Source organism: Mycobacterium nebraskense (genome assembly GCF_002102255.1).
GTDB lineage: Bacteria > Actinomycetota > Actinomycetes > Mycobacteriales > Mycobacteriaceae > Mycobacterium > Mycobacterium nebraskense.
In genome coordinates this window covers 20099-45865 of sequence record NZ_LQPH01000145.1, presented here as the reverse complement: position 1 = coordinate 45865, position 25767 = coordinate 20099, and the positions used below count along the sequence as shown (strand labels likewise).

Annotated in this window: 21 protein-coding genes, 1 pseudogene and 1 riboswitch; of the genes and pseudogenes, 11 read left to right on the top strand and 11 right to left on the bottom strand. The window is 67.7% G+C overall.

The features are described from left to right. A pseudogene (locus tag AWC17_RS34230) lies at positions 1–129 on the top strand (MMPL family transporter); the annotation flags it as partial. Here the strand turns inward: AWC17_RS34230 and AWC17_RS20340 are convergent. After that, positions 126–1448 carry a hypothetical protein gene (locus AWC17_RS20340; protein ID WP_052742731.1) on the bottom strand — a complete coding sequence of 441 codons (1323 nt, stop codon included), beginning with the start codon at positions 1446–1448 and terminating at the stop codon, positions 126–128. The pseudogene AWC17_RS34230 and the gene AWC17_RS20340 sit on opposite strands and share 4 nt — an antisense overlap. A 130-nt stretch (positions 1449–1578) precedes the next feature. Between AWC17_RS20340 and AWC17_RS20335 the strand changes: the two genes are divergently transcribed. Together AWC17_RS20335 and nagA are read left to right on the top strand one after the other, a co-directional pair. Then, positions 1579–2943 carry a sugar porter family MFS transporter gene (locus AWC17_RS20335; protein WP_046182899.1) on the top strand — a complete coding sequence of 455 codons (1365 nt, stop codon included), beginning with the start codon at positions 1579–1581 and terminating at the stop codon, positions 2941–2943. Beyond that, on the top strand, positions 2937–4073 hold the full coding sequence (gene nagA, locus AWC17_RS20330) for an N-acetylglucosamine-6-phosphate deacetylase (protein WP_085165029.1): 1137 nt from the start codon (positions 2937–2939) through the stop codon (positions 4071–4073). Before AWC17_RS20335 ends, nagA begins: the two co-directional genes overlap by 7 nt. On the opposite strand, the gene yhjD is transcribed toward nagA, so the two are convergent. Both yhjD and trpS read right to left on the bottom strand, forming a co-directional pair. Then, positions 4054–5082, bottom strand: a complete 1029-nt coding sequence (yhjD, locus tag AWC17_RS20325) for an inner membrane protein YhjD (protein ID WP_046182906.1) — start codon at positions 5080–5082, stop codon at positions 4054–4056. The two genes, nagA and yhjD, sit on opposite strands and share 20 nt — an antisense overlap. A gap of 8 nt (positions 5083–5090) precedes the next feature. Beyond that, entirely contained in the window at positions 5091–6110 is a 1020-nt protein-coding gene (gene trpS, locus AWC17_RS20320; protein ID WP_046182897.1) for a tryptophan--tRNA ligase, read from the bottom strand. Between the two features lie 221 nt (positions 6111–6331). On the opposite strand from trpS, the gene AWC17_RS20315 reads away from it, so the two are divergent. After that, positions 6332–7129 (top strand): alpha/beta fold hydrolase, encoded by a 798-nt coding sequence (locus AWC17_RS20315; protein ID WP_046182905.1) that lies wholly within the window; start codon positions 6332–6334, stop codon positions 7127–7129. Here AWC17_RS20315 and AWC17_RS20310 read toward each other — a convergent pair. Beyond that, positions 7122–8351 carry an NADP-dependent isocitrate dehydrogenase gene (locus AWC17_RS20310; RefSeq protein WP_046182896.1) on the bottom strand — a complete coding sequence of 410 codons (1230 nt, stop codon included), beginning with the start codon at positions 8349–8351 and terminating at the stop codon, positions 7122–7124. The genes AWC17_RS20315 and AWC17_RS20310 overlap by 8 nt on opposite strands. A 34-nt stretch (positions 8352–8385) precedes the next feature. Next, on the bottom strand, positions 8386–10626 hold the full coding sequence (locus AWC17_RS20305; protein WP_046182895.1) for an NADP-dependent isocitrate dehydrogenase: 2241 nt from the start codon (positions 10624–10626) through the stop codon (positions 8386–8388). Positions 10627–10773: 147 nt separating this feature from the next. After that, positions 10774–10890: riboswitch (SAM riboswitch) on the top strand. A 147-nt stretch (positions 10891–11037) separates the two neighbouring features. Here AWC17_RS20305 and AWC17_RS20300 point away from each other — a divergent pair. From AWC17_RS20300 to AWC17_RS20290, 3 genes are read left to right on the top strand one after another with little or no spacing between them, the layout of a single operon-like run. Continuing rightward, entirely contained in the window at positions 11038–12417 is a 1380-nt protein-coding gene (locus AWC17_RS20300) for a bifunctional o-acetylhomoserine/o-acetylserine sulfhydrylase (RefSeq protein WP_046182894.1), read from the top strand. Between the two features lie 11 nt (positions 12418–12428). Further along, positions 12429–13568, top strand: a complete 1140-nt coding sequence (metX, locus tag AWC17_RS20295) for a homoserine O-acetyltransferase MetX (RefSeq protein ID WP_085165027.1) — start codon at positions 12429–12431, stop codon at positions 13566–13568. Beyond that, positions 13565–14320, top strand: coding sequence for a class I SAM-dependent methyltransferase (locus tag AWC17_RS20290; protein WP_046182904.1), 756 nt, complete (start codon positions 13565–13567; stop codon positions 14318–14320). The genes metX and AWC17_RS20290 overlap by 4 nt, the downstream gene beginning before the upstream one ends. A 25-nt stretch (positions 14321–14345) precedes the next feature. Here the strand turns inward: AWC17_RS20290 and AWC17_RS20285 are convergent, their stop codons facing one another. Next, positions 14346–15812, bottom strand: a complete 1467-nt coding sequence (locus AWC17_RS20285) for an FAD-dependent oxidoreductase (RefSeq protein WP_046182892.1) — start codon at positions 15810–15812, stop codon at positions 14346–14348. Positions 15813–16069: 257 nt separating this feature from the next. Between AWC17_RS20285 and AWC17_RS20280 the strand changes: the two genes are divergently transcribed. Next, positions 16070–16600 (top strand): DUF732 domain-containing protein, encoded by a 531-nt coding sequence (locus tag AWC17_RS20280; RefSeq protein WP_046182891.1) that lies wholly within the window; start codon positions 16070–16072, stop codon positions 16598–16600. On the opposite strand, the gene AWC17_RS20275 is transcribed toward AWC17_RS20280, so the two are convergent. Both AWC17_RS20275 and AWC17_RS20270 read right to left on the bottom strand, forming a co-directional pair. After that, positions 16597–16878, bottom strand: coding sequence for a DUF3017 domain-containing protein (locus AWC17_RS20275; RefSeq protein WP_046182890.1), 282 nt, complete (start codon positions 16876–16878; stop codon positions 16597–16599). The two genes, AWC17_RS20280 and AWC17_RS20275, sit on opposite strands and share 4 nt — an antisense overlap. After that, on the bottom strand, positions 16875–17720 hold the full coding sequence (locus AWC17_RS20270) for a bifunctional methylenetetrahydrofolate dehydrogenase/methenyltetrahydrofolate cyclohydrolase (RefSeq protein WP_046182889.1): 846 nt from the start codon (positions 17718–17720) through the stop codon (positions 16875–16877). The genes AWC17_RS20275 and AWC17_RS20270 overlap by 4 nt, the downstream gene beginning before the upstream one ends. Before the next feature lie 26 nt (positions 17721–17746). Between AWC17_RS20270 and AWC17_RS20265 the strand changes: the two genes are divergently transcribed. The 3 genes from AWC17_RS20265 to AWC17_RS20255 are packed head-to-tail and all read left to right on the top strand — an operon-like array spanning position 17747 to position 24247. Next, positions 17747–18964, top strand: a complete 1218-nt coding sequence (locus AWC17_RS20265; protein ID WP_046182888.1) for an NADH:flavin oxidoreductase — start codon at positions 17747–17749, stop codon at positions 18962–18964. A gap of 56 nt (positions 18965–19020) precedes the next feature. After that, entirely contained in the window at positions 19021–21675 is a 2655-nt protein-coding gene (locus AWC17_RS20260; RefSeq protein ID WP_085165025.1) for an ATP-binding cassette domain-containing protein, read from the top strand. Positions 21676–21691: 16 nt separating this feature from the next. Then, complete coding sequence (locus AWC17_RS20255) at positions 21692–24247, top strand: ATP-binding cassette domain-containing protein (RefSeq protein WP_085165023.1); 2556 nt, start codon at positions 21692–21694, stop codon at positions 24245–24247. 17 nt (positions 24248–24264) lie between these two features. Here AWC17_RS20255 and AWC17_RS20250 read toward each other — a convergent pair whose 3' ends face one another. Genes AWC17_RS20250 through AWC17_RS20240 form a run of 3 tightly spaced genes read right to left on the bottom strand, consistent with a single transcriptional unit; the run spans position 24265 to position 25764 of the window. After that, complete coding sequence (locus AWC17_RS20250; RefSeq protein WP_046186657.1) at positions 24265–24816, bottom strand: pentapeptide repeat-containing protein; 552 nt, start codon at positions 24814–24816, stop codon at positions 24265–24267. Further along, the gene (locus AWC17_RS20245) at positions 24813–25409 is read right to left on the bottom strand and encodes a GTP-binding protein (protein WP_046186656.1); all 597 of its coding nucleotides are present in this window, start codon (positions 25407–25409) and stop codon (positions 24813–24815) included. The genes AWC17_RS20250 and AWC17_RS20245 overlap by 4 nt, the downstream gene beginning before the upstream one ends. Then, a complete protein-coding gene (locus AWC17_RS20240) occupies positions 25390–25764 on the bottom strand; it encodes a DUF742 domain-containing protein (RefSeq protein WP_046186655.1) in 375 nt (124 codons plus the stop codon). The genes AWC17_RS20245 and AWC17_RS20240 overlap by 20 nt, the downstream gene beginning before the upstream one ends. Between the last annotated feature and the right edge of the window lie 3 nt (positions 25765–25767).

The following is a 25767-nucleotide window of genomic DNA, read 5'->3' as shown; positions in this document are numbered from 1 at the left end:
TTCTGGTGGCCCCAACGCGTGCGCCCGCGCCCGGCCAGCCAGATGCTTCGGCCCTCCGGGCCCCGCCGTTTGGTGCGTGCCCTGTTACTGACGCCCGCCGATAAATCGCCGGAGGCGACGCGCCCCTAGGCCGCCTGCAGGCTCAACGACGGTGAGGCCGTGGAGAAGGACCGGCGCGGAAACGCCACGCTGCGCTCGAGCGCGGCGGCCGTGCGCCGTGTCTCCGACGCGGGCGCGCCCAGCGCCGCAAGGGCGGCGGCGACGGTCAGTATGAGCAGTAGGACGTCCGGCCAGATCGTGCTGTGCATCTGAGCGATTGAGCCGAGGGCGGCTCCCAACACGGTGGATGCCACGTTGTACACCGTCGAGCCAAAGCCGATCAGTGTTCCGCGGTGCTGTTCGGGAGCGGCGACGCTGATCCACGATACCGCTGAAGCGAAGATGGCCTGACCGGCCACTGTCGCCAGGAAGAACGCCGTGCCGTACGCCCACATGTGAAACCACTGGCCGCTCGACTCGGCCACGATGCACAGCACGACGGCGGCGACGCTGAGCAGGGCACTGCCCAGGAGCATGCCGCGCACGCCGAATACGCGGAACACCTTGCGCCACACCGTCGAGCCAAGAACCAGTCCGACGCTGGACAGGACCACCAGCACATGCAAAGTGCCGCTGTGGTGGGCCGTGCGCAAGGTGTAGAAAACGGTGCCGAGGTTGATCGGAGCGAACAACAGGTACGTGATCACATACCGGCGAAACCATGACTGGGACCGGGCGACCGCGAAGCCCTGTCGGTAGGTGTCTCGCACAGACAATCGCGTGGTGATCGAAGCGCTCTTTATCGGGCCGACGAACAGCGCCGCGACGGCGGACGCGGCCAGGCCGCCTGCGCCCAGCCACAGCAGGTCGCGGCGATACGCCATCGAATCGCCATGGGCCAGCGCCGGTACAACCAGCAGCATGAGGACGGTTGCCAGCACCGACCCGATGGCCCCCTGAATCAGCAACAGTTCGCCCCGCCGTGATGCCGACAGCTTGTTGGAGATGAGGTCGGGGTAGGCGACGCAGGAAATCCCGACGGCAACTCCGCTGCCCAGGCACGTCAGCACAAACACCGCCGCGATCAAAACGCCCGTCCAGGGGATTAGGGCGTCGAGCAAAACCATGGCGGCCACGGTTCCCGCTATCGCCGCCATCAGCAGGTGCCGCTTCTGGCCCGCTCGCTGCAGAACCGCCGGCGCCATCGAATTTCCCGCGATGGCACCCATGCCGTACGCCGGAAATAGCAGCCCGGCCACCCACGTGATGCCCTGGTGCGCACAAATGAATGGCAGCACGACGGCACAATTGCTGAGCTGCATCCCCGCCGTGTAGAGCGTGCCCTGGGACAGCAGGCGCCGGAACGGGCTTTTCTGTGCCGAGGCGGTGGGCGCCAGCGTGACGGACATGAACAGAACTTATGGGCGCTGAGCAGCCAGAAACATCCCCCGATCGGACAAGGCGGGGGGAATTCCTTGTCCCCCGATCGGGGGACAATAGACTCACCGAGATGACTGAAGCCCTTGACCGGGACGTCAACTGAGCGCCGATAGGCCGCCCGCCCCGTCGCGGCGGGGCTTGCTGGTCGGGCTGACCGCGGCCAGCATCGGCATCATCTACGGCTACGACCTGTCCATCATCGCCGGCGCGCAACTGTACGTCACCGAGGACTTCGGGCTGTCCACCCGGCAACAGGAACTGCTGACGACGATGGTGGTGATCGGCCAGATCGCCGGGGCGCTGGGCGCCGGCGTGCTGGCCAACGCGATCGGGCGTAAGAAGTCGGTGGTGCTACTGCTGGTCGCCTACGCGGCGTTCGCGGTGCTGGGCGCGCTCTCGGTCTCCCTGCCGATGCTGCTGACGGCCCGGCTCCTGCTCGGCTTGACGCTCGGCGTGGCGGTGGTGGTCGTGCCGGTATACATCGCCGAATCTGCTCCGACGGCGGTGCGCGGTTCGCTGCTGACGGCCTATCAGCTGGCGATCGTCAGCGGACTCATCGTCGGCTACCTCACCGGTTACCTACTGGCCGGGACCCACAGCTGGCGCTGGATGCTGGGATTGGCCACCGTGCCCGCAATGCTGTTGCTGCCGTTGTTGATTCGGGCGCCCGACACGGCGCGGTGGTACGTGCTGAAGGGCCGGCTCGACGACGCCCGCCGCGCGCTGCTGCGCGTGGAGCCCACCGCCCAGGTCGACGACGAGCTCGCCGAGATCGGCCGCGCCCTGAGCGAAGGCTCCCCGGGTTTCCAAGGCGCCTGGTCCGAGATGCTGCGCCCGCCGTATTCGCGGGCCACCGCCTTCGTCGTCACGCTCGGCTTCCTGATCCAGATCACCGGCATCAACGCGATCATCTATTACAGCCCACGGATATTCGAAGCCATGGGCTTCACGGGCAATTTCGCACTGCTGGCGCTGCCCGCCCTGGTGCAGATCGCCGGGTTGGCGGCCGTGGGCGCGTCGCTGCTGATGGTGGACCGGCTGGGCCGGCGCCCAATCCTGTTGTGCGGCATCGCCATGATGGTCGCCGCCGACGTCGTGCTGATGGCCGTGTTCGGGCGGGGCTTCGGCGGCGCGATCCTCGGCTTCGGCGGAATACTGCTGTTCATCGTCGGCTTCACCATGGGGTTCGGCTCCCTGGGCTGGGTGTACGCCAGCGAGAGCTTCCCGTCCCGGCTGCGGTCCATCGGCTCGAGCACGATGCTCACCTCGAGCCTGGTGGCCAACGCGATCATCGCCGCCGTGTTCCTGACCATGCTGCATTCCCTGGGTGGCGCGGGGACTTTCGCGGTGTTCGCGTCCCTCGCGGTGGTCGCGTTCGTCGTCGTCTACCGGTACGCACCGGAGACCAAGGGCCGCCAGCTGGAGGAAATCCGGCACTTCTGGGAGAACGGCGGCCGATGGTAGTGATCGCCGCGGGCACCATGGTGCTCGACGGGCGGGTCCGCCGACCGGGCTGGCTCGAGACGGACGGCGGGCGGATCCTCGCCGGCGGCGCGGGCCCTCCGCCCCGCCCGGCCGACGCGGACTTCCCCAATGGCACCGTAGTGCCCGGCTTCATCGACATGCACGTGCACGGCGGCGGCGGGGCGTCCTACACCGAATGCGACGGCATCACCGGCGCCGCGGAATTCCACCTGCGGCACGGCACCACGACGACGCTCGCCAGCCTGGTGACCACCTCGCCCGCGGAGTTACTCACCGGGGTGCGCGCGCTCGCCGAAGCCACCCGGCACGGCACCGTCGCGGGCATCCACCTGGAGGGGCCGTGGCTGAGCCGGGCCCGCTGCGGAGCGCACGATCCCGCCAAGATGCGCGACGCGGACCCGGCCGAGATCGACGCCGTACTCGACGCCGGCGGCGGCGCGATCCGGATGGTCACCCTGGCGCCCGAGCTGCCCGGGGCGGACCAGGCGATCCGCCGCTTTCTCGACGCCGGAGTCGTTGTGGCGCTTGGGCATACGGACGCCAGCTACGAGCAGGCCGAGCACGCCATCGCCCTGGGCGCCACGGTCGGCACTCACCTGTTCAACGCGATGCCGCCGCTGCACCACCGCGAGCCCGGGCCGGCGCTCGCCCTGCTGCGCCACCCGGGAGTCACCGTCGAGCTGATCGCCGACGGGGTGCACGTGCACCCGGCCGTGGTGCGCGCGGTGATCGGGGCCGCCGGGCCCGAGCGGGTCGCCGTGGTCACCGACGCCATCGCCGCGGCCGGCCGCGACGACGGGGCGTTCCACCTCGGCGCGGTGGCCATCGACGTCGTGTCCGGTGTGGCACGGGTGCGCGGGACGTCGACGATCGCGGGCAGCACCGCCACCATGGACCGGCTGTTCCGCGCCGTGAATGCCGATGCGGGACTGGCCGTCGCGGCGCAGACGACCTCGGCGACGCCGGCGCGGGCCCTCGGCCTCGAGCGGGTGGGCAGCCTGCGCGCCGGATATGACGCGAATCTCGTTGTGCTGGACGGCGATCTGCGGGTGACCGCGGTCATGGCGGCCGGCCGTTGGCGGGTGGGCGCTAGCGCAGCCGCCGGGTGACGCGCGAGAGGGCTAGCGCCCCAACGGCCCCCATCGCCATCGCGGTCAGCGTCTGTCGCGTGCTGATCCCCTCGTCCAGCTGCACGCGTGGGGCGATGATCGCCGGCGCGGGCGGGGCGACATGGCGAGTGCGCGGGCGACCGGATGCCGTCGCCGCCCACGCCGTACAGAAGAGCACGAGATACGAGGTGATGTAGGCGAACACCATCAGACCGAGCACCGGGCCGAACGTAGCGCCCGCGGGGCTGCGCAGCACCACCCGCAGGTAGATGGAAGCCACCTGCTTGAACACTTCGAACCCGACCGCCGCCATCAGCGCGCCGCGCGCCGCATCGGCCAGGCTGACCTTCTCGCGCGGCAGCCGGGCGATCATCCAGGTGAACAGCAACCACGACACCGCCGTCGAGATCACGATCGACAACAGCCAGAAGAGCCAATCCAAGACCGAAAGCTGCGGTACGCCAAGCCATTTCAGCAGCGCGGCCAGCGGTGCGTCATGGCCGACCGTGGTGAGGCCGATGGTGGCCATGATCACCGCGAACGTCCCCACCATGGCCAACAGATCGGACAACTTGTTGCGCACGAAGCCCGGCGACTCGATGTGCTCGTCCCACCACATCTCCGTCAGCGCCTGCCGCAGATGCGATATCCAGCCCAGGCCCGCCCAGACCGCGGTGGCCAGACCGATGACCCCCACCGACGCCCGCGCGGCGATCGCCGAGTTCATCAGGTCCAGTAGCTGATCCCCCAGGGCTCCGGTCACCTGGGACCGGATGTGGTCGTCGATCGTTTTCAGCAGCTCGGGCCGCCGGGACAGGACGAACCCGAAGGCCGCGAAACCGACCATCAGCAAGGGAAATAACGCGAAGATCGTGTAATAGGTGAGGCCGGCCGCGAAGAACCCGCCATTGCGGTCGTCGAACCGCTGGTAGGCGCGGATGACGTGGTCGAGCCATCCGTACCGGGCCCGCAAGCGATCGAGGACGCCCGCCTTCGCCGGCTCGCTCATGGTGAGACTCATCCTCGCTGCGGAAGGAAACCTAACCGATCGTAGACCCGCCGAACGGTTTTGCCGGCGACATCCTCGGCCCGTTCCGCTCCGGCCGCGAGCACCCCCTCCAATTCGGCTGGGTCAGCCAGCAATTCGTCGACGCGGGCCTTGATCGGGCTGACGAATTCGACGACCGCCTCGGCGGTGTCCTTCTTCAAGTCGCCGTAACCCCGTCCGGCGTAACCCTCGACGAGCTTGTCGATGCCCACGCCGGTGACCGCCGACTGGATGGTCAGCAGGTTGGACACCCCCGCCTTGGCGTCGGTGTCGAAACGGATCTCACGCTCGCTGTCGGTGACGGCCGACCGAATCTTCTTCGCGGAAGCGGCGGGATCGTCGAGCAGGTTGATCAAGCCGGCATCGGTGGCCGCGGATTTGCTCATCTTCGACGTCGGGTCCTGTAGGTCGTAGATCTTGGCGGTGGCCTTGGGGATCAGCAGGTCGGGGACCACGAACGTGTCCGGGAATCGGCTGTTGAACCGCTGCGCCACGTCGCGCGCCAGCTCGAGATGCTGGCGCTGGTCCTCGCCCACCGGGACCAGCTCGGCGTCGTAGGCCAGGACGTCGGCGGCCTGCAACACCGGATAGGTGAACAGGCCCACGGTGGTGGAGTCGCCGGCCTGCCGCGCCGACTTGTCCTTGAACTGCGTCATCCGCGAGGCCTGCCCGAAGCCGGTGAAGCAGCCCAGCACCCAGGCCAGCTGGGAGTGGGCGGGCACGTGGCTCTGCACGAAGATGGTGCTGCGCGCGGGGTCGATACCCAGCGCCAGGTACTGGGCGGCCGTGACCAAGGTTCGGCGGCGCAGCGCCTCGGGATCCTGGGGGATGGTGATGGCGTGCAGGTCGACCACGCAGAAGAAGGCCTCGTGATCCTCCTGCAGCGCGACCCACTGGGTGATGGCACCCAACGCGTTGCCTAGGTGGAGCGAATCGGAGGTGGGCTGCACGCCGGAGAAAATCCGGCGGGATCCGGTAGCGGTGCTCATGATGCACCGATCTTTTCATGCGAAGCCTCCAGGCCTGCACAGACGGGGGCGCGCGGGCCCGGCTCGCTTGCGGTACCGGCGGTACCGCCTTTAATGTCGGCGGTATGAGACGTCTCGGCTCCTTACTCGTGAGCTCCGCTCACTCGACGTCGCCTCGAATGGGGAGCACCAGCAGCACGGGGACGCGGCCACCGATCCACCTCGGTTCGGGAGAGCCGGTTCTGCTGCTGCACCCGTTCCTGCTGTCCCAGGCGGTATGGGAGAACGTCGCCCAGCGGTTGGCCGACACCGGGCGCTATGAGGTGTTCGCCCCGACGATGGCCGGCCACAACGGCGGGCCGCCCGCGGGCACCTGGTTCCTGTCCTCGGCGGTGCTGGCCGACCACGTGGAGCAGCAGATGGACGAGCTGGGCTGGGACACGGCGCACATCGTGGGCAACTCGCTGGGCGGTTGGGTCGCGTTCGAACTCGAGCGGCGCGGGCGGGCCCGCAGCGTGATGGGCATCGCCCCGGCCGGCGGGTGGACGCGATGGAGCCCGGCCAAGTTCGAGGTGATCGCCAAGTTCATCCTGGGCATCCCGCTGCTGATACTGGCCTGGCTGTTCGGCCCGAAGGTGATGCGCCTGCCGTTCAGCCGCCAGCTGGCCACCTACGCGATCAGCGCGTCGCCGGACGGGGTCACCGACGACCAACTGCTGGGCTGCATCGACGACGTCGCCCACTGCCCCGCCTACTTCCAACTGCTGGGCAAGTCCCTACTGCTGCACGGCCTGCGGGAACTGGCCGAAAACGCCGTCCCGGCGCACCTGGTGATCTGCGAAAAGGACCGGATTGTGCCCGCACCCAGGTTCAGCCGCCACTTCACCAATCATCTGCCCGACGACCACCAGGTGACCAAGCTCGACGGCGTGGGGCACATCCCGATGTTCGAGGCACCGGAGCGCGTCACCGAACTGATCACCGAGTTCCTCGAGGAGTGCAACCCGGCAAGCCGGGGCGCCAACCCCTCGGCTAGTTAGCCAGTTTCTTTTCCAGGTTCTCGGCGATCGAGTTGAGGAACTCCTCGCTCTGCTGCCACTCCTGGTCGGGGCCGATGAGGATGGCGAGGTCCTTGGTCATCTTCCCGCTCTCGACCGTCTCGACGACCACGTCCTCCAGCGTCTGCGCGAACTCGATCACCTCGGGCGTGTTGTCCAGCTTGCCGCGGTGCTGCAGCCCACGCGTCCAGGCGAAGATCGAGGCGATCGGGTTCGTCGAGGTGGGCTTGCCGGCCTGGTACTGCCGGAAGTGCCGGGTGACGGTGCCGTGCGCGGCTTCGGCCTCGACCGTCTTGCCGTCGGCGGTCATCAGCACCGAGGTCATCAGCCCCAGAGAGCCGTAGCCCTGTGCGACGAGGTCGGACTGGACGTCCCCGTCGTAGTTCTTACAGGCCCACACGTAGCCGCCCTCCCACTTGAGGCAGGCCGCGACCATGTCGTCGATCAACCGGTGCTCGTAGGTCAGCCCCTCGGCCTCGAACTTGTCCTTGAATTCCGCGTCGTAGATGCGCTGGAACTCGTCTTTGAACATGCCGTCGTAGGCCTTGAGGATGGTGTTCTTGGTGGACAGGTACACCGGCCACTTGGCGTTCAGGCCGTAGGCCAACGAGGCGCGCGCGAAATCCCGGACGGATTCCTTGAAGTTGTACATGCCCATCACGACGCCGCCGTCTTCGGGAATCGACACCACCTCGTGCACCATCGGCTGGCTGCCGTCCGACGGCGTGAACGTGATGGTGACGGTGCCCGGCTTGTCCACCTTGAAGTTCGTCGCCCGGTACTGGTCGCCGAATGCGTGACGGCCGATGACGATCGGCTTGGTCCAGCCCGGGACCAGACGCGGCACGTTGGAGATCACGATCGGCTCGCGGAAGATGGTGCCGCCCAAGATGTTCCGGATCGTGCCGTTGGGCGACAGCCACATCTTCTTCAGGTTGAATTCGGAGACGCGGGCCTCGTCGGGGGTGATGGTGGCGCACTTGACGCCCACGCCGTGCCTCTTGATGGCATACGCGGCGTCGATCGTCACCTGGTCGTTGGTGCGGTCGCGGTTCTCGATGCCGAGGTCGTAGTACTCCAGATTGATGTCCAGATGCGGCAGGATCAGCAGGTCCTTGATGAACTTCCAGATGACGCGCGTCATCTCGTCACCGTCGAGCTCGACTATGGGCCCTTTGACTTTGATCTTCTGCTCGTTGGACATATCGAGATCGACTTTCTCCTCGCGGCCCTTAACCTTACGGGCCTTGCGAAGCTGCTAGCGCTTCATTGAACGTCTTGCTCGGCCGCATGACCGCAGTCGTCTTCTCGCTGTCCGGCTGATAGTAGCCACCGATGTCGACCGTCTCGCCCTGCGCCTCCGCCAGCTCGGCCACGATGGTGTCCTCATTTTTGCTCAAGGAGTCGGCCAGCGCGGCGAAGTGCTCGCGCAACTTTTCGTCATCGGATTGCGCGGCGAGTTCCTGGGCCCAGTACAGCGCCAGGTAGAACTGGCTGCCGCGGTTGTCGAGTTCGCCGGCCTTGCGCGACGGACTCTTGTTGTTTTCCAGCAGCTTGCCGATCGCGGCATCCAGCGTCTTGCCCAGAAGCTTGGCGCGCTCGTTATCGGTCTTGATCCCGATGTCTTCGAAACACGCTCCCAGAGCGAGGAATTCGCCGAGGGAGTCCCAGCGCAGGTGATTCTCCTCGAGGAGTTGGTGGACGTGCTTGGGCGCCGAGCCACCCGCCCCGGTTTCGTACATTCCGCCGCCGGACATCAACGGCACGATGGAGAGCATCTTCGCGCTGGTGCCCAGTTCCAGGATCGGGAACAGGTCGGTGAGGTAGTCGCGCAGAATGTTTCCGGTCGCGGCGATGGTGTCCTGCCCCCGCATCGCGCGCTCCAGCGTGTACCTCATGGCCCACACCTGCGGCATGATCTGGATCTCCAGGCCCTCGGTGTCGTAGTCCTTCAGGTACTTCTTGACCTTCTTGCGCAGCTCGACCTCGTGCGGCCGTTCGGTGTCCAGCCAGAACACCACCGTCATGCCCGAGTTTCGCGCCCGGGTGACAGCCAGCTTGACCCAGTCGCGGATCGCTTCGTCCGTGGCGATGGGCATGCGCCAGATGTCGCCTTCTTCCACGTTCTGGGTCAGCAGGACTTCGCCGGTGTCGAGGTCGACGATGTTGGCGACGCCGTCTTCGGGGATCTCGAACGTCTTGTCGTGTGAGCCGTACTCTTCGGCCTGCTGCGCCATCAAGCCGACGTTGGGCACGGTGCCCATCGTCGTCGGATCGAACTGCCCGTGGGTTTTACAGAAGTTGATGATCTCTTGGTAAATCCGGGAGAAAGTCGACTCGGGGTTGACGGCCTTGGTGTCCTTCTGCCGCCCGTCGGCGCCCCACATCTTGCCGCCCGCGCGGATCATCGCCGGCATCGACGCGTCCACGATCACGTCGCTGGGCGAATGAAAGTTGGTGATGCCCTTGGCCGAGTCGACCATCGCCAACTCGGGGCGGTGTTCATGGCAGGCGTGCAGGTCGCGGATGATCTCCTCGTGCAGCGACGCGGGCAGCGACTCGATCTTGTTGTAGAGATCGACCAATCCGTTGTTGACGTCGACGCCGAGTTCGTCGAAGAGCTCCTGGTGCTTGGCGAAGGCGTCTTTGTAGAAGATTTTGACGGCGTGGCCGAAGACGATGGGATGCGAGACCTTCATCATCGTCGCCTTGACGTGCAGGGAGAACATCACGCCGGTCTCGTAGGCGTCCTGCATCTGTTCCTCGTAGAACTCGCAGAGAGCCTTCTTGCTCATGAACATGCTGTCGATGACGTCGCCCTCGCGCAGCTCGACCTTTCCCTTGAGCTCGAGGGTGTTCCCACTCTTGGTCTCCAGCACCATCTTCACGTTGCGCGCGCGGTCCAGCGTCATCGACTTCTCGCCGTGGTAGAAGTCGCCGTGCCGCATCGTCGCGACATGGGTGCGCGAGGCCGGCGACCACTCCCCCATGCTGTGGGGGTGCCTGCGCGCGTATTCCTTGACGGCCTTGGGCGCGCGCCGGTCCGAGTTGCCTTGTCGCAGTACCGGATTGACCGCGCTGCCCAGGCATTTGGCATAGCGGGCGCGGATTTCCCTATCCTCGTCGGTCTTCGGACTCTGCGGGAAGTCCGGAATCTTGAATCCCTTGTCCTGCAGTTCCTTGACGGCGGCGATCAGCTGAGGCACCGAGGCGCTGATGTTCGGCAGCTTGATGATGTTGGTGTCGGCCAGCTTCGTCAGCCGGCCCAGTTCTGCCAAGTTGTCCGGAACCCGCTGCTCTTCGGTCAGGTGTTCGGGGAACTCGGCGAGGATCCGGGCGGCCACGGAAATGTCACTGGTCTTGATCTCGATGCCCGCCGGCTCGGCGAAGGCGCGCACGATAGGCAGCAAGGCGTAGGTCGCCAGCAACGGCGCTTCGTCGGTCAGTGTGTAGATGACGGTCGGCTGTTCGGCGCTCACGGTCCCTCTCCCGGCGTGGAAAATCCTCAAATATCGGTCAGATCTCTGGGGGGCTCAGCGTTCTTCCTGCCACGTTATCAAGGGCGTTTGGGCAGGTGTCGACCTGCCATTGGCACGGAGTCGGCACAGTGAGATAGTCTTCGTATTGGTCATGAGCGCCAGCATCAAGCCCCGGCTTGCTGGCCGGCAACCCTCCAACCGCGGTGGGGTGCCCCGGGTGATGACCAGGTCTAGTAGCCACAGGCTGCGCGGCAAGCGCGGGTCCGCCATAACGGACCCCTGACTAGAGGGGACAACGTGATGTGCACATCTCCAGCTCCTTCGGATCGGCTCATGTGTCGAATCGTGTGTCTCTGCTAACCCGCAACCCGATACCCGATTCGCCAATCTCGAAGCAGAAAGCAAACCCACGTGAGCCCCGACAACAGCACCACGAGCAACGACGACACCGATCCGACCGCGCACTGGTCGTTCGAAACCAAGCAGGTGCACGCCGGCCAGCAACCGGACCCGGCCACCAACGCCCGCGCCCTGCCGATCTACCAGACCACGTCCTACACCTTCGACGACACCACACATGCCGCCGCCCTCTTCGGGCTGGAGGTTCCGGGCAACATCTACACCCGGATCGGCAACCCGACCACCGACGTCGTCGAGCAGCGCATCGCCGCGCTCGAGGGCGGCGTGGCCGCGCTCTTCCTGAGCTCCGGGCAGGCCGCTGAGACATTCGCCATATTGAACCTCGCGTGTGCCGGGGATCACATCGTCTCCAGCCCGCGGCTCTACGGCGGCACGTACAACCTATTCCACTATTCGCTGGCCAAGCTCGGCATCGAGGTCAGCTTCGTCGACGATCCGGACGATCCGGATTCCTGGCAGGCCGCGGTGCGGCCGAACACCAAGGCGTTCTTCGGCGAGACCATCTCCAACCCGCAGATCGACCTGCTCGACATCCCGGGGGTCGCCGGCATCGCGCACGCCAACGGGATACCGCTGATCGTCGACAACACCATCGCCACGCCCTACCTGATCCAGCCGTTCAAGCACGGCGCGGACATCGTCGTGCACTCGGCCACCAAGTACCTCGGCGGGCACGGCTCGGCGATCGCCGGCGTCATCGTCGACGGCGGCACCTTCGACTGGACGCAGGGCCGCTTCCCCGGGTTCACCACGCCCGACCCGAGCTACCACGGCGTGGTGTTCGCCGAGCTCGGACCGCCGGCCTACGCGCTCAAAGCGCGGGTGCAGCTGCTACGTGACCTCGGGTCGGCCGCTTCGCCGTTCAACGCGTTCCTGGTCGCCCAGGGCATCGAAACGCTGAGCCTACGCATTGAACGCCACGTCGCCAACGCGCAGCGCGTGGCCGAATTCCTCGAAGGTCACGACGGTGTGCTGTCGGTGAACTACGCGGGGCTGCCCAGCTCGCCGTGGCACGAGCGGGCAACGAAGCTGGCGCCCAAGGGAACCGGCGCCGTACTGGCGTTCGAGCTGGCCGGCGGCGTCGAGGCCGGCAAGGCGTTCGTCAACGCGCTGAAGCTGCACAGCCACGTCGCCAACATCGGCGATGTGCGCTCCCTGGTGATCCACCCGGCGTCGACCACCCACGCCCAGCTCAGCCCGCAGGAGCAGCTGGCCACCGGCGTCACGCCGGGGCTGGTGCGGCTGGCCGTCGGCATCGAGGGCATCGACGACATCCTGGCCGACCTGGAGCTCGGCTTCGCCGCGGCACGCAAGTACGGTGCGGACGCCGAACCCTCGGGCGCCGACCCGCAAGCCGTGGCGGCTTTCTGAGGAGCCCGGCCATGACGATCTCCGACGTCCCCACCCAGACGCTGCCGGCCGAAGGCGAAATCGGCCTGGTGCACATCGGCTCGCTGACCACCGAGAGCGGCGCAGTGATCGACGACGTCTGCATCGCCGTTCAGCGCTGGGGTGAGCTGTCGCCGACCCGCGACAACGTGGTGGTGGTGTTGCACGCGCTGACCGGCGACTCGCACATCACCGGGCCCGCCGGACCCGGACATCCGACCGGCGGCTGGTGGGACGGGGTGGCCGGGCCGGGCGCGCCGATCGACACCGACCGCTGGTGCGCCGTGGCCACCAACGTGCTGGGCGGTTGCCGTGGTTCCACCGGGCCCAGCTCGCTGGCCCGGAACGGAAAACCTTGGGGCTCAAGGTTTCCGATGATCTCGATACGCGACCAGGTGGAGGCCGACATCGCCGCGCTGGCCGCGCTCGGGATCGACGAGGTGGCCGCCGTGGTCGGCGGATCCATGGGCGGCGCAAGGGCTTTGGAGTGGATGGTCGGTCACCCCGGCCGAGTCCGGGCCGGGCTGTTGCTGGCGGTCGGTGCGCGGGCGACGGGGGACCAGATCGGCACGCAGACCACGCAGATCGCGGCCATCAAGGCCGACCCGAACTGGCAGGGCGGCGACTACCACGACACCGGCCGCACACCGGACACCGGGCTGACCATCGCCCGCCGCTTCGCCCACCTGACCTACCGCGGGGAAGCGGAGCTCGACACCCGGTTCGGCAACGACCCGCAGGGCGACGAGGACCCGGCCAACGGCGGCCGCTATGCGGTGCAGAGCTACCTGGAACATCAGGGCGACAAGCTGCTGGCCCGCTTCGACGCGGGCAGCTACGTGACCCTGACCGAGGCGCTGAACAGCCACGACGTCGGCCGCGGCCGCGGCGGCGTGCGCAAGGCCCTGAGGGGTTGCCCGGTGCCGGCCGTGGTCGGCGGCATCACGTCCGACCGGCTCTACCCGCTGCGGTTGCAGGAGGAACTCGCCGAGCTGCTGCCGGGCTGCAGCGGCCTGCAGGTTGTCGACTCCATCTGCGGGCACGACGGCTTCCTGGTGGAATCCGAGGCGGTCGGCGACCTGATTCGCAAGACGTTGGATTTGGCCGCTAACGAAGGCACGTGTCGGCGGTGACCCGCTCTCGCCACGACCGCTCCCTGTCGTTCGGTTCGGCGGCCGCAGCTTATGAGCGGGGGCGCCCGTCCTATCCCCCGGAGGCCATCGATTGGCTGTTGCCGCGAGGCGCGCGCCAGGTGCTGGACCTGGGTGCGGGCACCGGCAAGCTGACCACCCGGCTGGTGGAACGCGGGCTGGACGTGGTGGCCGTCGACCCGATTCCCGACATGCTGGAAGTGTTGCGCAGCTCCCTACCCGAAACGCGGGCGCTGCTGGGCACAGCGGAAGGCATCCCGTTGCCCGACAACAGCGTTGACGTCGTACTGGTCGCGCAGGCGTGGCATTGGGTCGATCCCGAGCGTGCCATTCCCGAGGTGGCCCGCGTGCTGCGGCCGGGCGGACGATTGGGCCTGGTGTGGAACACCCGCGACGAGCGGCTGGGCTGGGTACGGGAGCTGGGCGACATCATCGGTTCCGACGGCGACCGCGGCCGCTTCGACGTCACGCTGTCCGAGTCGTTCACCGAGCCGGAGCGCCACCAGGTCGAGTGGACGAATTACCTTACGCCGCAAGCCTTGATCGACCTGGTCGCATCACGCAGCTACTGCATCACCTCGCCGACCGAGGTCCGGACCAGAACCCTGGACCAGGTGCGTGAGTTGCTGGCCACCCATCCGGCGCTGGCGAATTCGACCGGGCTGGCGCTGCCCTACGTCACCGAGTGCATCCGGGCGACGTTGGCCACAGAAAAGCCCCAAAAATCGCCATAGATACACACTCGCGCAAGTAATTTCGCTAGAAGTCGAGCCCGGAGAACATGACCCGATTCGGGTCGTACTTCTGCCGCACGGTCGTCAGCCGCGACAGGTTCGAGCCGAAGTAGCGCGCGGGCGCGCCGTTGGCCTCCAGGTAGTTCACGTATCCACCGACTGAAATTTGTTGCACCGCTTGGTGCGCGGAGCTCAGCCAGTTGTTGGCGGCGGTGACCTGGCTGCTGGAGGGCTCGACGTACCACTGCAAGACGGCCGACTGATTACGCCACGGGAACGCGGTGTTACCCGCGGCCACGTCCGCGACGGCGCCACCGAGCGGGTCGACGAGGGCCGATGCCTGTCCGGCGCCTGACGGCCACTGCCCTATCGCGGTGGCGATGGCGTGCGCCGCAGCGGAATCCACCGGACCGATGACGTCGGAACCCGCAATGAAGGCGCGCGGTGGAGGCGTCGCACTACCGCCGGCCAGGAACATCATCAAATCCGTGCGGCTCATCGTCTTGTTCGAAACCGAAGTGGGCGCCACCCCAACCGCGGACTTGATCGCGTCGACCACTCCCGACCCCGCGCCCGCGGGACAGGTCGCCAGCACATGGCAATTCGGCGCGGAGCCGACCATGAGATCGACGATGCCCCAGGTGTTCCGGTCCGCAGCACTCAGCCAGGACTGCCAACCGACGAGCACCTGCGTGGCCGACGCGGGCGGGAAGTCGAGCCGCACGACGTCGCTGTCGGCCGTCGCGAAGGTGGAGAACGTCATCGACGTCGTCACCCCGAAGTTGCCGCCGCCACCGCCGCGAAGCGCCCAGAACAGATCCGGGTTGTCGTTGGCGGAGGCGGTCACCACGTCACCGCTGGGCAACACCACCGTGGCCGACTGCAGGGCGTCACACGTCAGGCCTGCGTGCCGCGTATCGGGGCCTATCCCGCCGCCCAGCGCGAGTCCCGCGACGCCGACGGTCGGACAGGTACCGCTGGGTATCGCCCGCCCGGCGCCGGCCAAAGCCTGGTGGATCGCGTACAGAGTGGTCGCCGGGGTGACCGTGACATTGTTTCCGTCGAAGTTGGCGCCACCGGGAAGCCCACGCAGGTCGAGCACCATCGTACCGTTGGCGCTGGAGGCCCCGACGTACGAATGCCCGCCGCCGCGCGGGGCGATCTTGAGGTTGTTGGCCGTCGCGAACGCGATCGCCTTCTGCACGTCCGCCTGCGATGAGACCGTCACGACCGCCGCGGGATTGGAGCTGTCGTAGAACGAATTGAAAACCTTTTTACTGGTGGAGAATTGAGCGCCGTTGGCCGGCAGCACAACGGTGCCGCCGATGGAGGAAGCCAGCCCGCCCCAGCCGGTGGCGGGATCCGCGGCGGCGCGCGCGGTGCCCAAAACCGCTCCGGTTGCGAACATTCCGACAGCGCCGCGAAGAAAAGCCTGGCGCGAGATGCCCCTCTGCGTGGAGGGGTCCAGCGGACGGCTGCGATTCGTCGTCATGTGCGGAGATTCTTAAACATTTCTCACGCAAAAGCCCGGAATTGGCGCCCGTGTCAGATCACAGTGTGGCTTCGATCCGCCAAACGGCTCGACGATGCAGGGCGCCTATTAATCGACGCTTCCGCCGCGGCTCCCTCTCAAAACGCTTATTGTGCGAACCTTTACCCCACCGTGTCGCAAACGTGACAGTGATAGCTCAGAGTTCCTAACGTGATTCGAGTGCCCCCGGCGCACTCCACGATCGAGGGGGAAGCTGCATGAAGGCACCGGCACGAACGCATCACTGGATCTGGCTGCTTCGGAATCAACCCCTGACCGTTCGCCTGCTGGCCGCAGCCGCCGGACTGCTCATCGCGGCATCGGCGTTCGCCGCGCCGGTGCGGGCGGACAACCCCGACGACAACTTCATCGACGCGCTCAACCACGCCGGCATCGACTTCGGCGAACCCGGAAACGCGATGTCCGTGGGCCAGTCCATCTGCCCGATGCTCGCCCAGCCAGGCGGCAACTTCGCCGCGGCCGCGTCCAGTGTCTCCGGCCGGGGCATGTCGCCAATGATGGCACGCATGTTCACCACCATCGCGATACAGACCTACTGCCCGGAGCAGATGGCGAATCTGGCCAGCGGCAACCTATCCGGCGCGGTGCCGCAAATGCCCGGGATGCCCGGGCAGATCCCCGGAATGCCCGGAATGCCCGGAATGGCCGGGCAGATCCCCGGGATGCCCGGGATGGCCGGGCAGATCCCCGGAATGCCGGGGCAGATCCCGGCGGTGCCGCGGATCTAACCGGTGCCCAGCGGGTCGATGGTCCACGCTATGTAGACCATCGCGGTCGCGACCGCCGCGGTGGTGATGAAGTCAATTCCCTTGCTGCGCACCACCAAAAGACCGGACCGATCATCGGACAGCACCAGTCGCAGCGCGGCCGCCAGGCCAACGCCAATACCGATCAGCAGCGAACCGCGACGCCAGAAGTTGGCCCCCACCAGCGCGAGCGCCGTGGCGAAGGTCAAGCCCACCAACAGGATTGGCCACTGGGCCCTGACGACCGACCTCGCGCTCACTGCCGCTCGGCCAGCTCGACGACGTTGCTCAGCAGGAACGCCCGGGTCAACGGGCCGACACCGCCGGGATTCGGCGACACGTGGCCGGCCACCTCCCACACGTCGGGGTGCACGTCGCCGACCAACCCGTTGTCGGTGCGGCTGACCCCCACGTCGACGACCGCGGCGCCCGGACGCACCATGCCCGCGGTCAGCATGTGCGGCACCCCGACGGCGGCAACGACGATATCCGCCTGCCTGGTGTACGCGGCCAGATCGCGAGTTCCGGTGTGGCACAACGTCACCGTGGCATTTTCGGAACGGCGGGTCAGCAGCAGCCCCAACGGGCGACCGACCGTCACCCCGCGGCCGATGATGACCACATGCGCCCCCGCGATCTCGACGTCGTAGCGCCGCAGCAGGTGCACGATCCCGCGGGCAGTACACGGCAGCGGCGCCGGAACGCTGAGCACCAGCCGGCCCAGGTTCGTCGGGTGCAGCCCGTCGGCGTCTTTGTTGGGGTCGACACGCTCGAGCGCCGCGTTCTCATCCAGATGCTTGGGCAGCGGCAACTGCACGATGTAACCGGTGCAGTCGGGATTGGCGTTCAGCTCGTCGATCGTGTCTTCCAGCGTCGCGGTGCTGATGTCGGCGGGCAGGTCGCGGCGGATCGACGTGATGCCGACCTTGGCGCAGTCCGCATGCTTGCCCCGGACGTAGGCCTGCGACCCGGGATCGTCACCGATCAGGATGGTGCCCAGTCCGGGGGTGCGACCCGACGCGGTCAGTGCGGCCACCCGTTGTTTGAGGTCGACGAAGATCTCGTCACGGGTGGCCTTGCCGTCCAGTGTGATTGCGCCCACGCCTGACAGTCTGGCACGCTCCCGATATGTCTACCCCTCCGGACGTGTTCAGCCCCGCCAAGCTCGGCCCGATCACGCTGCGCAACCGCACTATCAAATCAGCCACCTTCGAGGCACGCACGCCCGACGCCCTGGTGACCGACGACCTGATCGAATACCACCGGCTGCCCGCCGCGGGCGGTGTCGGCATGACGACCGTCGCCTACTGCGCCATCTCCCCCGGCGGCCGCACCGAGGGCAATGGGATCTGGCTGCGCCCCGAGGCGGTGCCAGGGTTCCGCCGGCTCACCGACGCCATCCACGCCGAGGGCGCGGCGGTCAGCGCGCAGATCGGCCACGCCGGCCCGGTCGCCAACGCCAAATCCAACAAGGCCAAGGCACTGGCGCCGGTGCGGTTCTTCAACCCGATCGGGATGCGGTTCGCCAAGAAGGCAACCCGTGACGACATCAACGACGTGATCGAGGGGCACGCCAACGCGGTCCGCCTGGCCATCGAGGCCGGCTTCGACGCGGTCGAAATCCACTTGGGCCACAACTACTTGGCGAGCTCGTTCCTGTCCCCGCTCATCAACCGCCGCGACGACGAGTTCGGCGGATCGCTGGAGAATCGGGCGAAGGTGGCCCGCGGCATCGTGATGGCCGTTCGCCGCGCGGTGGAAAAGGAGGGCACGCCGATCGCGGTCACCGCGAAGCTCAACATGGCCGACGGCGTTCGCGGCGGCATCAACACCGAAGAATCGCTGACCACCGCGAAGTGGCTGCAGGACGATGGTGGCCTGGACGCGATCGAACTCACCGCGGGCAGCTCGCTGGTCAACCCGATGTACTTGTTCCGCGGCGACGCACCGCTCAAGGAGTTCGCCGGTGCGTTCAAACCACCGCTGAGTTGGGGCATGCGCATGACAGGCAAGAAGTTCCTGCGCGAGTACCCGTACCGCGAGGCCTATTTATTGCGCGACGCCAAGCTGTTCCGCGCCGAGCTGACGATGCCGCTGATCCTGCTCGGCGGTATCACCAACCGGGAAACGATGGACCTGGCGATGGCGGAGGGTTTCGAGTTCGTCGCGATGGCCCGGGCGCTGCTGGCCGAGCCGGACCTGATCAACCGGATCGCGGCCGACGGCGCCCAACACAGCGTGCGTTCGGCGTGCACGCACTGCAATCGGTGCATGCCCACGATTTACACCCGGACGCGCTGCGTGGTGACTGGGGCCCCAGATGTTTTGGCGGACAATCGGACCTAGCCCGCGCACATTTGGGCCTCAGGTCGGCCTTGGGTCCACGAGTTACAGTTGGTGCGATGAGTGCACCAGCCCCGCCCGTCTTGACGGTTCGCTATGACGGGTCAGAACGCACCTTTGCCGCCGGCCATGACGTGGTGGTGGGGCGGGATCTGCGCGCCGACATGCGCATCACGCACCCGTTGATCTCGCGCGCGCATCTGTTGCTGCGCTTCGACCAGGGCCGGTGGCTGGCGATCGACAACGGTTCGCTCAACGGCACTTTCGTGAACGGCCGGCGGGTGCCGGTGGTCGAGATCCACGACGGTCAGTGCCTCAACATCGGGAACCCGGACGGGCCGCAGCTGATGTTCGAGGTCGGGCGCCACCAAGGGATGGCCGGGCGCCCACCGCAAACGGAATCGATGGGCATCCCGGCGGTTGCGCACCCGTCGGGGACCGCGTGGTCCGCCGCGCCGGCGGGCCCGCCCGTCGCCGCTCCACCGGGCCCCCCGCCCGGGCCTGCGGGCCGACCGCCCAACTGGGCGTCACCACCGCCGCGGCGACCGCACCCCGGCGCGCCCGGGCCGCGCCCCGCACCGCCGGCTCAACCGGTGTATGCGGGTGGCGGGCGCGCGCCCGCGCCGCCGCCCGCCGCGCCGCCACCGAATTTCCAGAAGCACCCACAGATGGCCGGTGTGCCCTCGCCGCAGACCGAGATGTCGCGCGGCGCCGCCAAGCCGCCCGAGGTGGCGAACCTGGCGACGAAGATGTTCCACGCGCTCAGGCCTTCGCGAACCGGGTCGCTGCAGAAGCCTTCCGGCGCGCTGACGATCGGCCGTGCCACCGACAACGACGTCGTCATCCAGGATGTCCTCGCGTCCCGCCATCACGCATTTCTGACCCAGACGCCGCTGGGCACCGAGATCCGCGACGCGCACAGCGTCAACGGAACGTTCGTCAACGGCGTGCGGGTGGGGTCCGCGGTGCTGACCGAGGGCGACGTGGTCACCATCGGAAACGTCGACCTGGTTTTCACCCGGGGCGAGCTACTCCGCCGCACCGAGGCCGCGACGCGCACCGGCGGCCTGGAAGTGAACTCCGTCTGCTACACCGTCGACCACAACAAGCAGCTGCTCGACCACATCTCGCTGACCGCCCGGCCCGGCACGCTGACGGCCATCATCGGCGGTTCGGGTGCCGGCAAGACCACGCTGTCGCGGCTGATCGTGGGCTACACCAGTCCGACGTCGGGCTCGGTGACCTTCGAGGGCCACGACATCCATGCCGAGTACGCGTCGATGCGCAGCAGGATCGGGATGGTCCCGCAGGACGACGTCGTGCACCGCCAACTGACCGTCAACCAGGCCCTGAACTACGCCGCCGAGCTGCGGCTGCCCCCCGACACCAGCAAAGCGGAGCGGGCTCAGATCGTCGCCCAGGTCCTCGAAGAACTCGACATGACCAAGCACGCCGAAACCCGGGTCGACAAGCTCTCGGGCGGCCAGCGCAAACGCGCCTCGGTGGCGCTGGAGTTGCTCACCCAACCCTCGCTGCTGCTCCTCGACGAGCCGACCTCCGGGCTCGACCCGGCACTGGACCGTCAGGTCATGCTGATGCTCCGCCAGCTGGCCGACGCCGGTCGCGTGGTGTTGGTGGTGACCCACTCGGTGTCGTACCTGGACGTCTGCGACCAGATCCTGCTGGTCGCGCCGGGCGGCAAGACCGCGTTCTGCGGGCCACCCGACCAGGTCGAGGCGGCGATGGGAACCCGCAACTGGGCCGACATCTTCGCCAAGGTGGGCGCCGATCCCGACGAGGCCAACCGTCGCTTCAAGGAGCGCAACCAGCAGTCCTCCAAGCCGCCGTCCCCCCAAAGCCCGGCCGACCTGGGCGAACCACCGAGGACCGACCTATGGCGGCAGCTGTCCACGATCGCCCGCCGTCAGGTTCGCCTCGTCGTTTCCGACCGCGGCTACACCATCTTCCTGGCGATCCTGCCGTTCCTGATCGGCGCGTTGTCGCTGACGGTGAAGGGCCCCCACCCCGGCCTCGGCCCGGCCGACCCGCTCGGGCCCGCACCAACGCAGCCGCAGTACATCATGGTGCTGTTGAACATCGGCGCCGTCTTCATGGGCACCGCGCTGACCATCCGCGACCTGATCGGCGAACGCGCCATCTTCCGGCGCGAGCAGGCCGTCGGCCTGTCCACCACCGCCTACCTGCTGGCCAAGATCACGGTGTTCTGCGTCTTCGCAACGCTCCAGGCGGCGGTGGCGACCATCATCGTGCGGCTGGGCAAGGGTGCGCCGACGGCACACCCTCCTTTCTTCGGCAACTCCACCTTCTCGCTGTTCGTCACCGTCGCCGGCACCTGTGTGGCTTCGGCGATGTTGGGCCTGCTGCTGTCCGCCTGCGCGCAGTCCAACGAACAGATCATGCCGCTGCTCGTGGTGTCGATCATGTCGCAGCTGGTGTTCTCCAGCGGGATGATCCCCGTCTACCAGCGCTTCGGCCTCGAGGAGCTCGCCTGGCTGACACCCGCACGCTGGGGCTACGCCGCGGGTGCCTCGTCGATCGACTTTCCGTCGCTGGTGAAGGTCAAACAGATTCCGACCAACGACCCGATTTGGCAGCACTCGAAACACATTTTCGTGTTCGATATGGCAATGCTGCTGTTCCTGTCCGTCGCCTATACCGGCTTCGTCCGGTGGCACATCCGGCTGAAACGCTGAGCTTGCGGCCGATCCGATGACTCAAGCAGCGGAGCCCGTGCTGACTGTTCGATCCGACCGATCGAAGGGAAGTTTCGCGGCCGGCCGCGACGTGGTCGTCGGAAGCGACCTGCGCGCGGACCTGCGGGTCGCGCACCCACTGATCGCCCGCGCGCACCTGCTGCTGCGCTTCGATCGCGGCAAATGGATTGCGCTGGACAACAATTCGCTGAACGGGGTTTACGTCGACGGCCAGCGGGTGCCCCTGGTCGATATCGAGGACGGCCAGACCATCAACATCGGCAAGCCCGACGGCCCCCGAATCACCTTCGAGATCGGCCACCACACCGGGACCGTGGGCATGCTCCCGCCGACCACGGAGTCGATCCCGGTCATCACGCCGCCCAGCGACGCCCAGCGCGCGCAGCCGATCGGCCCGCGACCACCGGCCCCGCCGCGGCAACCCCCGGCCCAGCCGCCGCACCCGCACCCGTGGGAGGGCCCGCACCGCACCACCGCCGTCCCGATCGTCCGGCCGGACGCCGCGACCCGATCGGTACCGCAGTCGGGCGGGCCGCCCGAACTGAACGCGCCGACCCGGATCGGGGTGAGCGGCCAGGTGGCGGAGTTCCCGACGACGCGGGTGAAGAACCTGGGCCCCGATTCCGAGCGGGTGACCGATCGACCCGGACGGCCCGCCTGGATCGGTCGCGCGCTCGACAACGACATCGTCATCCATGACGTGCTGGCGTCACGCCATCACGCGTTCCTGACCCCGACGCCGGCGGGCCCGGAGATCCGCGACGCCAACAGCATCAACGGCACGTTCATCAACGGGGTCAAGGCCACGTCGGCGGTGCTGTCCGAGGGCGACGTGGTGACCATCGGCAACGTCGACCTGGTGTTCTCCGGCGGCATCCTGGTCCGCCGCCAGGAGGCGGCGGCGCGCACCGGTGGCCTGGAGGTGCGCGGCGTCGACTTCAGCGTCAACGGCAAGAACCTCCTCGAGAAGATCTCGATGACGGCCCGTCCGGGCACGCTGACCGCCCTCATCGGCGGGTCCGGCGCGGGCAAGACCACGCTGTCGCGGCTGATCGCCGGGTACGCCACCCCGACCTCGGGAGCGGTCACGTTCGAGGGCCACAACATCCACACCGAGTACGCGTCGCTGCGCACCCGGATCGGGATGGTCCCCCAGGACGACGTCGTGCACCGCCAGCTCACGGTCAACCAGGCGCTCGGCTACGCGGCCGAGCTGCGGCTGCCGCCCGACACATCCAAGGCCGACCGGGAAGAGGTCGTCGCTCAGGTGCTCGACGAACTGGGGCTGACGCAGCACGCGGACACCCGGGTCGACAAGCTCTCCGGCGGGCAGCGCAAGCGCGCCTCGGTGGCACTCGAGCTGCTCACCGGGCCGTCGCTACTGATCCTCGACGAGCCGACCTCCGGCCTGGACCCGGCGCTGGACCTGCAGGTGATGACGATGCTGCGCCAGCTGGCCGACGCCGGCCGGGTGGTGTTGGTGGTCACCCACTCGCTGACCTACCTCGACGTCTGCGACCAGGTGCTGCTGATGGCGCCCGGCGGCAAGACGGCCTTTCTGGGGCCGCCCGACCAGATCGGGGCGGTCATGGGCACCACCAACTGGGCACAGATTTTCGCGAAGGTGGGCGCCGACCCCGACGAGGCCAACCGCCGCTTCCTGGCGCAGAACAAACCCCCGCCGCCGGTGGAGACGGAGGCGCCGGCCGATCTGGGCGTCGCACCAAGCACCAGCATGCGCCAGCAGTTCTCCACCGTCGCCCGCCGCCAGGTTCGCCTGGTCGTCTCCGACCGTGCCTACTTCGTGTTCCTTGCGCTGCTGCCGTTCGTCATGGGTGCGCTGTCGCTGACCGTTCCCGGTCACGCCGGTTTCGGCTACGCCGATCCGACGAGCGATTCGGCCGGCGAAGCCGGGACAATCCTGACCCTGCTCACCATGGCCGCGGCGTTCATGGGCACCGCGCTGACGATCCGCGACCTCATCGGCGAGCGACCGATCTTCCGGCGCGAACAGGCGGTCGGGCTGTCGACCACGGCGTACCTGCTGGCCAAGATCGCCGTGTTCTGCGTGTTCGCCGTGGTCCAGGCGGCGATCGCCACCGCCATCGTGGTCGTGGGCAAGGGCACGCCGAAGCGGCCGGCCGTGCTGCTCGGCAACGCGACGCTCGAGCTGTTCGTCGCCGTCGCGGCCACGTGCGTGGCCGCCGCGATGCTGGGCATGCTGCTGTCGGCGCTGGCGCGCTCCAGCGAGCAGATCATGCCGCTGCTGGTGGTGTCGCTCATGATGCAGATGGTGCTGTCCGGCGGGATGGTGCCGGTCACCAACCGGATCTTCCTCGACCAGCTGTCCTGGGCCGTGCCCTCGCGGTGGGGTTACGCCGCGCAGGCGTCGACGGTCGATTTGTGGACGGTGGCGCCCGGCCCGCAAAGCCCGCGGGACAGCCACTTCCAGCACACGCCCGCCGCCTGGTTGTTCGACATGGGCATGCTCGCGGCGTTGTCGATCGGCTATGCGGGCCTGGTGCGGTGGCGCATCCGGCTCAAGCACTGAGCCGAGCACCTGGGGGATCAGCCGTCGAGGCGCAAGCCTTGAGCCGCCGCGAAGGCCACCGCCTGGCCGACGTCGACGCGGGCGCCCGCCAGCGAGGCGGTTCTCCACAACGAGGGATCCACTGTCGCGCCGCGCAGGTCGGCGTCGTCCAGCCGGGCGCCCGTCGCCCGCGCGCCGGACAGGTCGGCGCCGCGCAACACCGCCTTGCGCAGGTCGGCCTCCACCAGGGAGGCCTCCCGCAACCGGCAGCCGCTCAAGTCGACGCCGCGCAGGTCGTTACCGCCGAGCACCGCGAGCGTGAAGTCCACCTCGTCGAAGGTGATCGGCCGCATCCGGCACTGCACGAAGACCGAGCCCAGCATGCTGCACTGCGCGAACGTGCTGTGCCACAAGGACGTCCGCTGGAACGTGCAATTGCGGAACGCCGACCCCCGATGTTGCGACTCAGCCAGGTTGGCACCGTTGAAGATGCACCCGTCGAACACGACCCGTTCGGTGTCCAGCCGGCTGAGGTCCTCGTCGGTGTAATCGTGGCCTTCAAAGTCCCGATCGACCCACCGCGTGGTCAATTGGCCGTCAGGCTGGCCAGGGCGTATTCGCTGACCGCGATCAGTGCGTCGGTCGCCGACCGGCGGTCCCGGGCGTCGACGGCGATCACCGGGATGTGCGCGGGCAGGGTGAGCGCCTCGCGCACCTCCGCAACGGGGTAGCGCGGCGCGCCGTCGAACTCGTTGACCGCGACCAGGAACGGCAGATTGCGGTGCTCGAAGAAGTCGACCGCGGCGAAGCTGTCCTCCAGGCGCCGGCAGTCCACCAGTACGATCGCCCCGATGGCGCCGCGGACCAGGTCGTCCCACATGAACCAGAACCGCCGCTGGCCGGGCGTGCCGAACAGGTAGAGCACCAGGTCCTCGTCCAGCGTGATCCGGCCGAAGTCCATCGCGACGGTGGTGGTCCGCTTGTCCGGGGTGGCCTCCAGCGCGTCGACGGCGGTCGAGGCGTCGGTGAGCATCGCCTCGGTGCGCAACGGCATGATTTCCGACACCGCCCCGACGAACGTCGTCTTGCCCGCACCGAATCCGCCCGCGATGACGATCTTCGTCGACGCGTGGGCGGAGTCGGAGGACGCCTCGGGCTGCGCCTCAGAGTGCCTTAAGGCCACGCAGGGTCCTTCCTATCAGTTCGTGGCGCTCATCGGAGGTCGAACGCTCGGACAACGTCCTGTGCACCCGAAGGTAGCCGGACAAAACCAGATCGCCGACCAGGACGCGCGTGACGCCGAGCGGCAGATCCAGCCGGGCAGAGATTTCCGCGACCGACGGACTGCCGACGCACAATTGGATGATCTTGCCTTTCGCATCGTCGGGTGGCCACCGGTGGGCCAGGCCGGCCTGCAACGTCTGAATCGGCGCTTCCACGGGAAGGTCGACGTCGGTGCCGGTCCGTCCGGACGTCAGGGTGTACGGGCGGACCAGGTTCCCTTTACGGGCGGTCGGCCGGGGTTCGCGTTCGTCCATCGC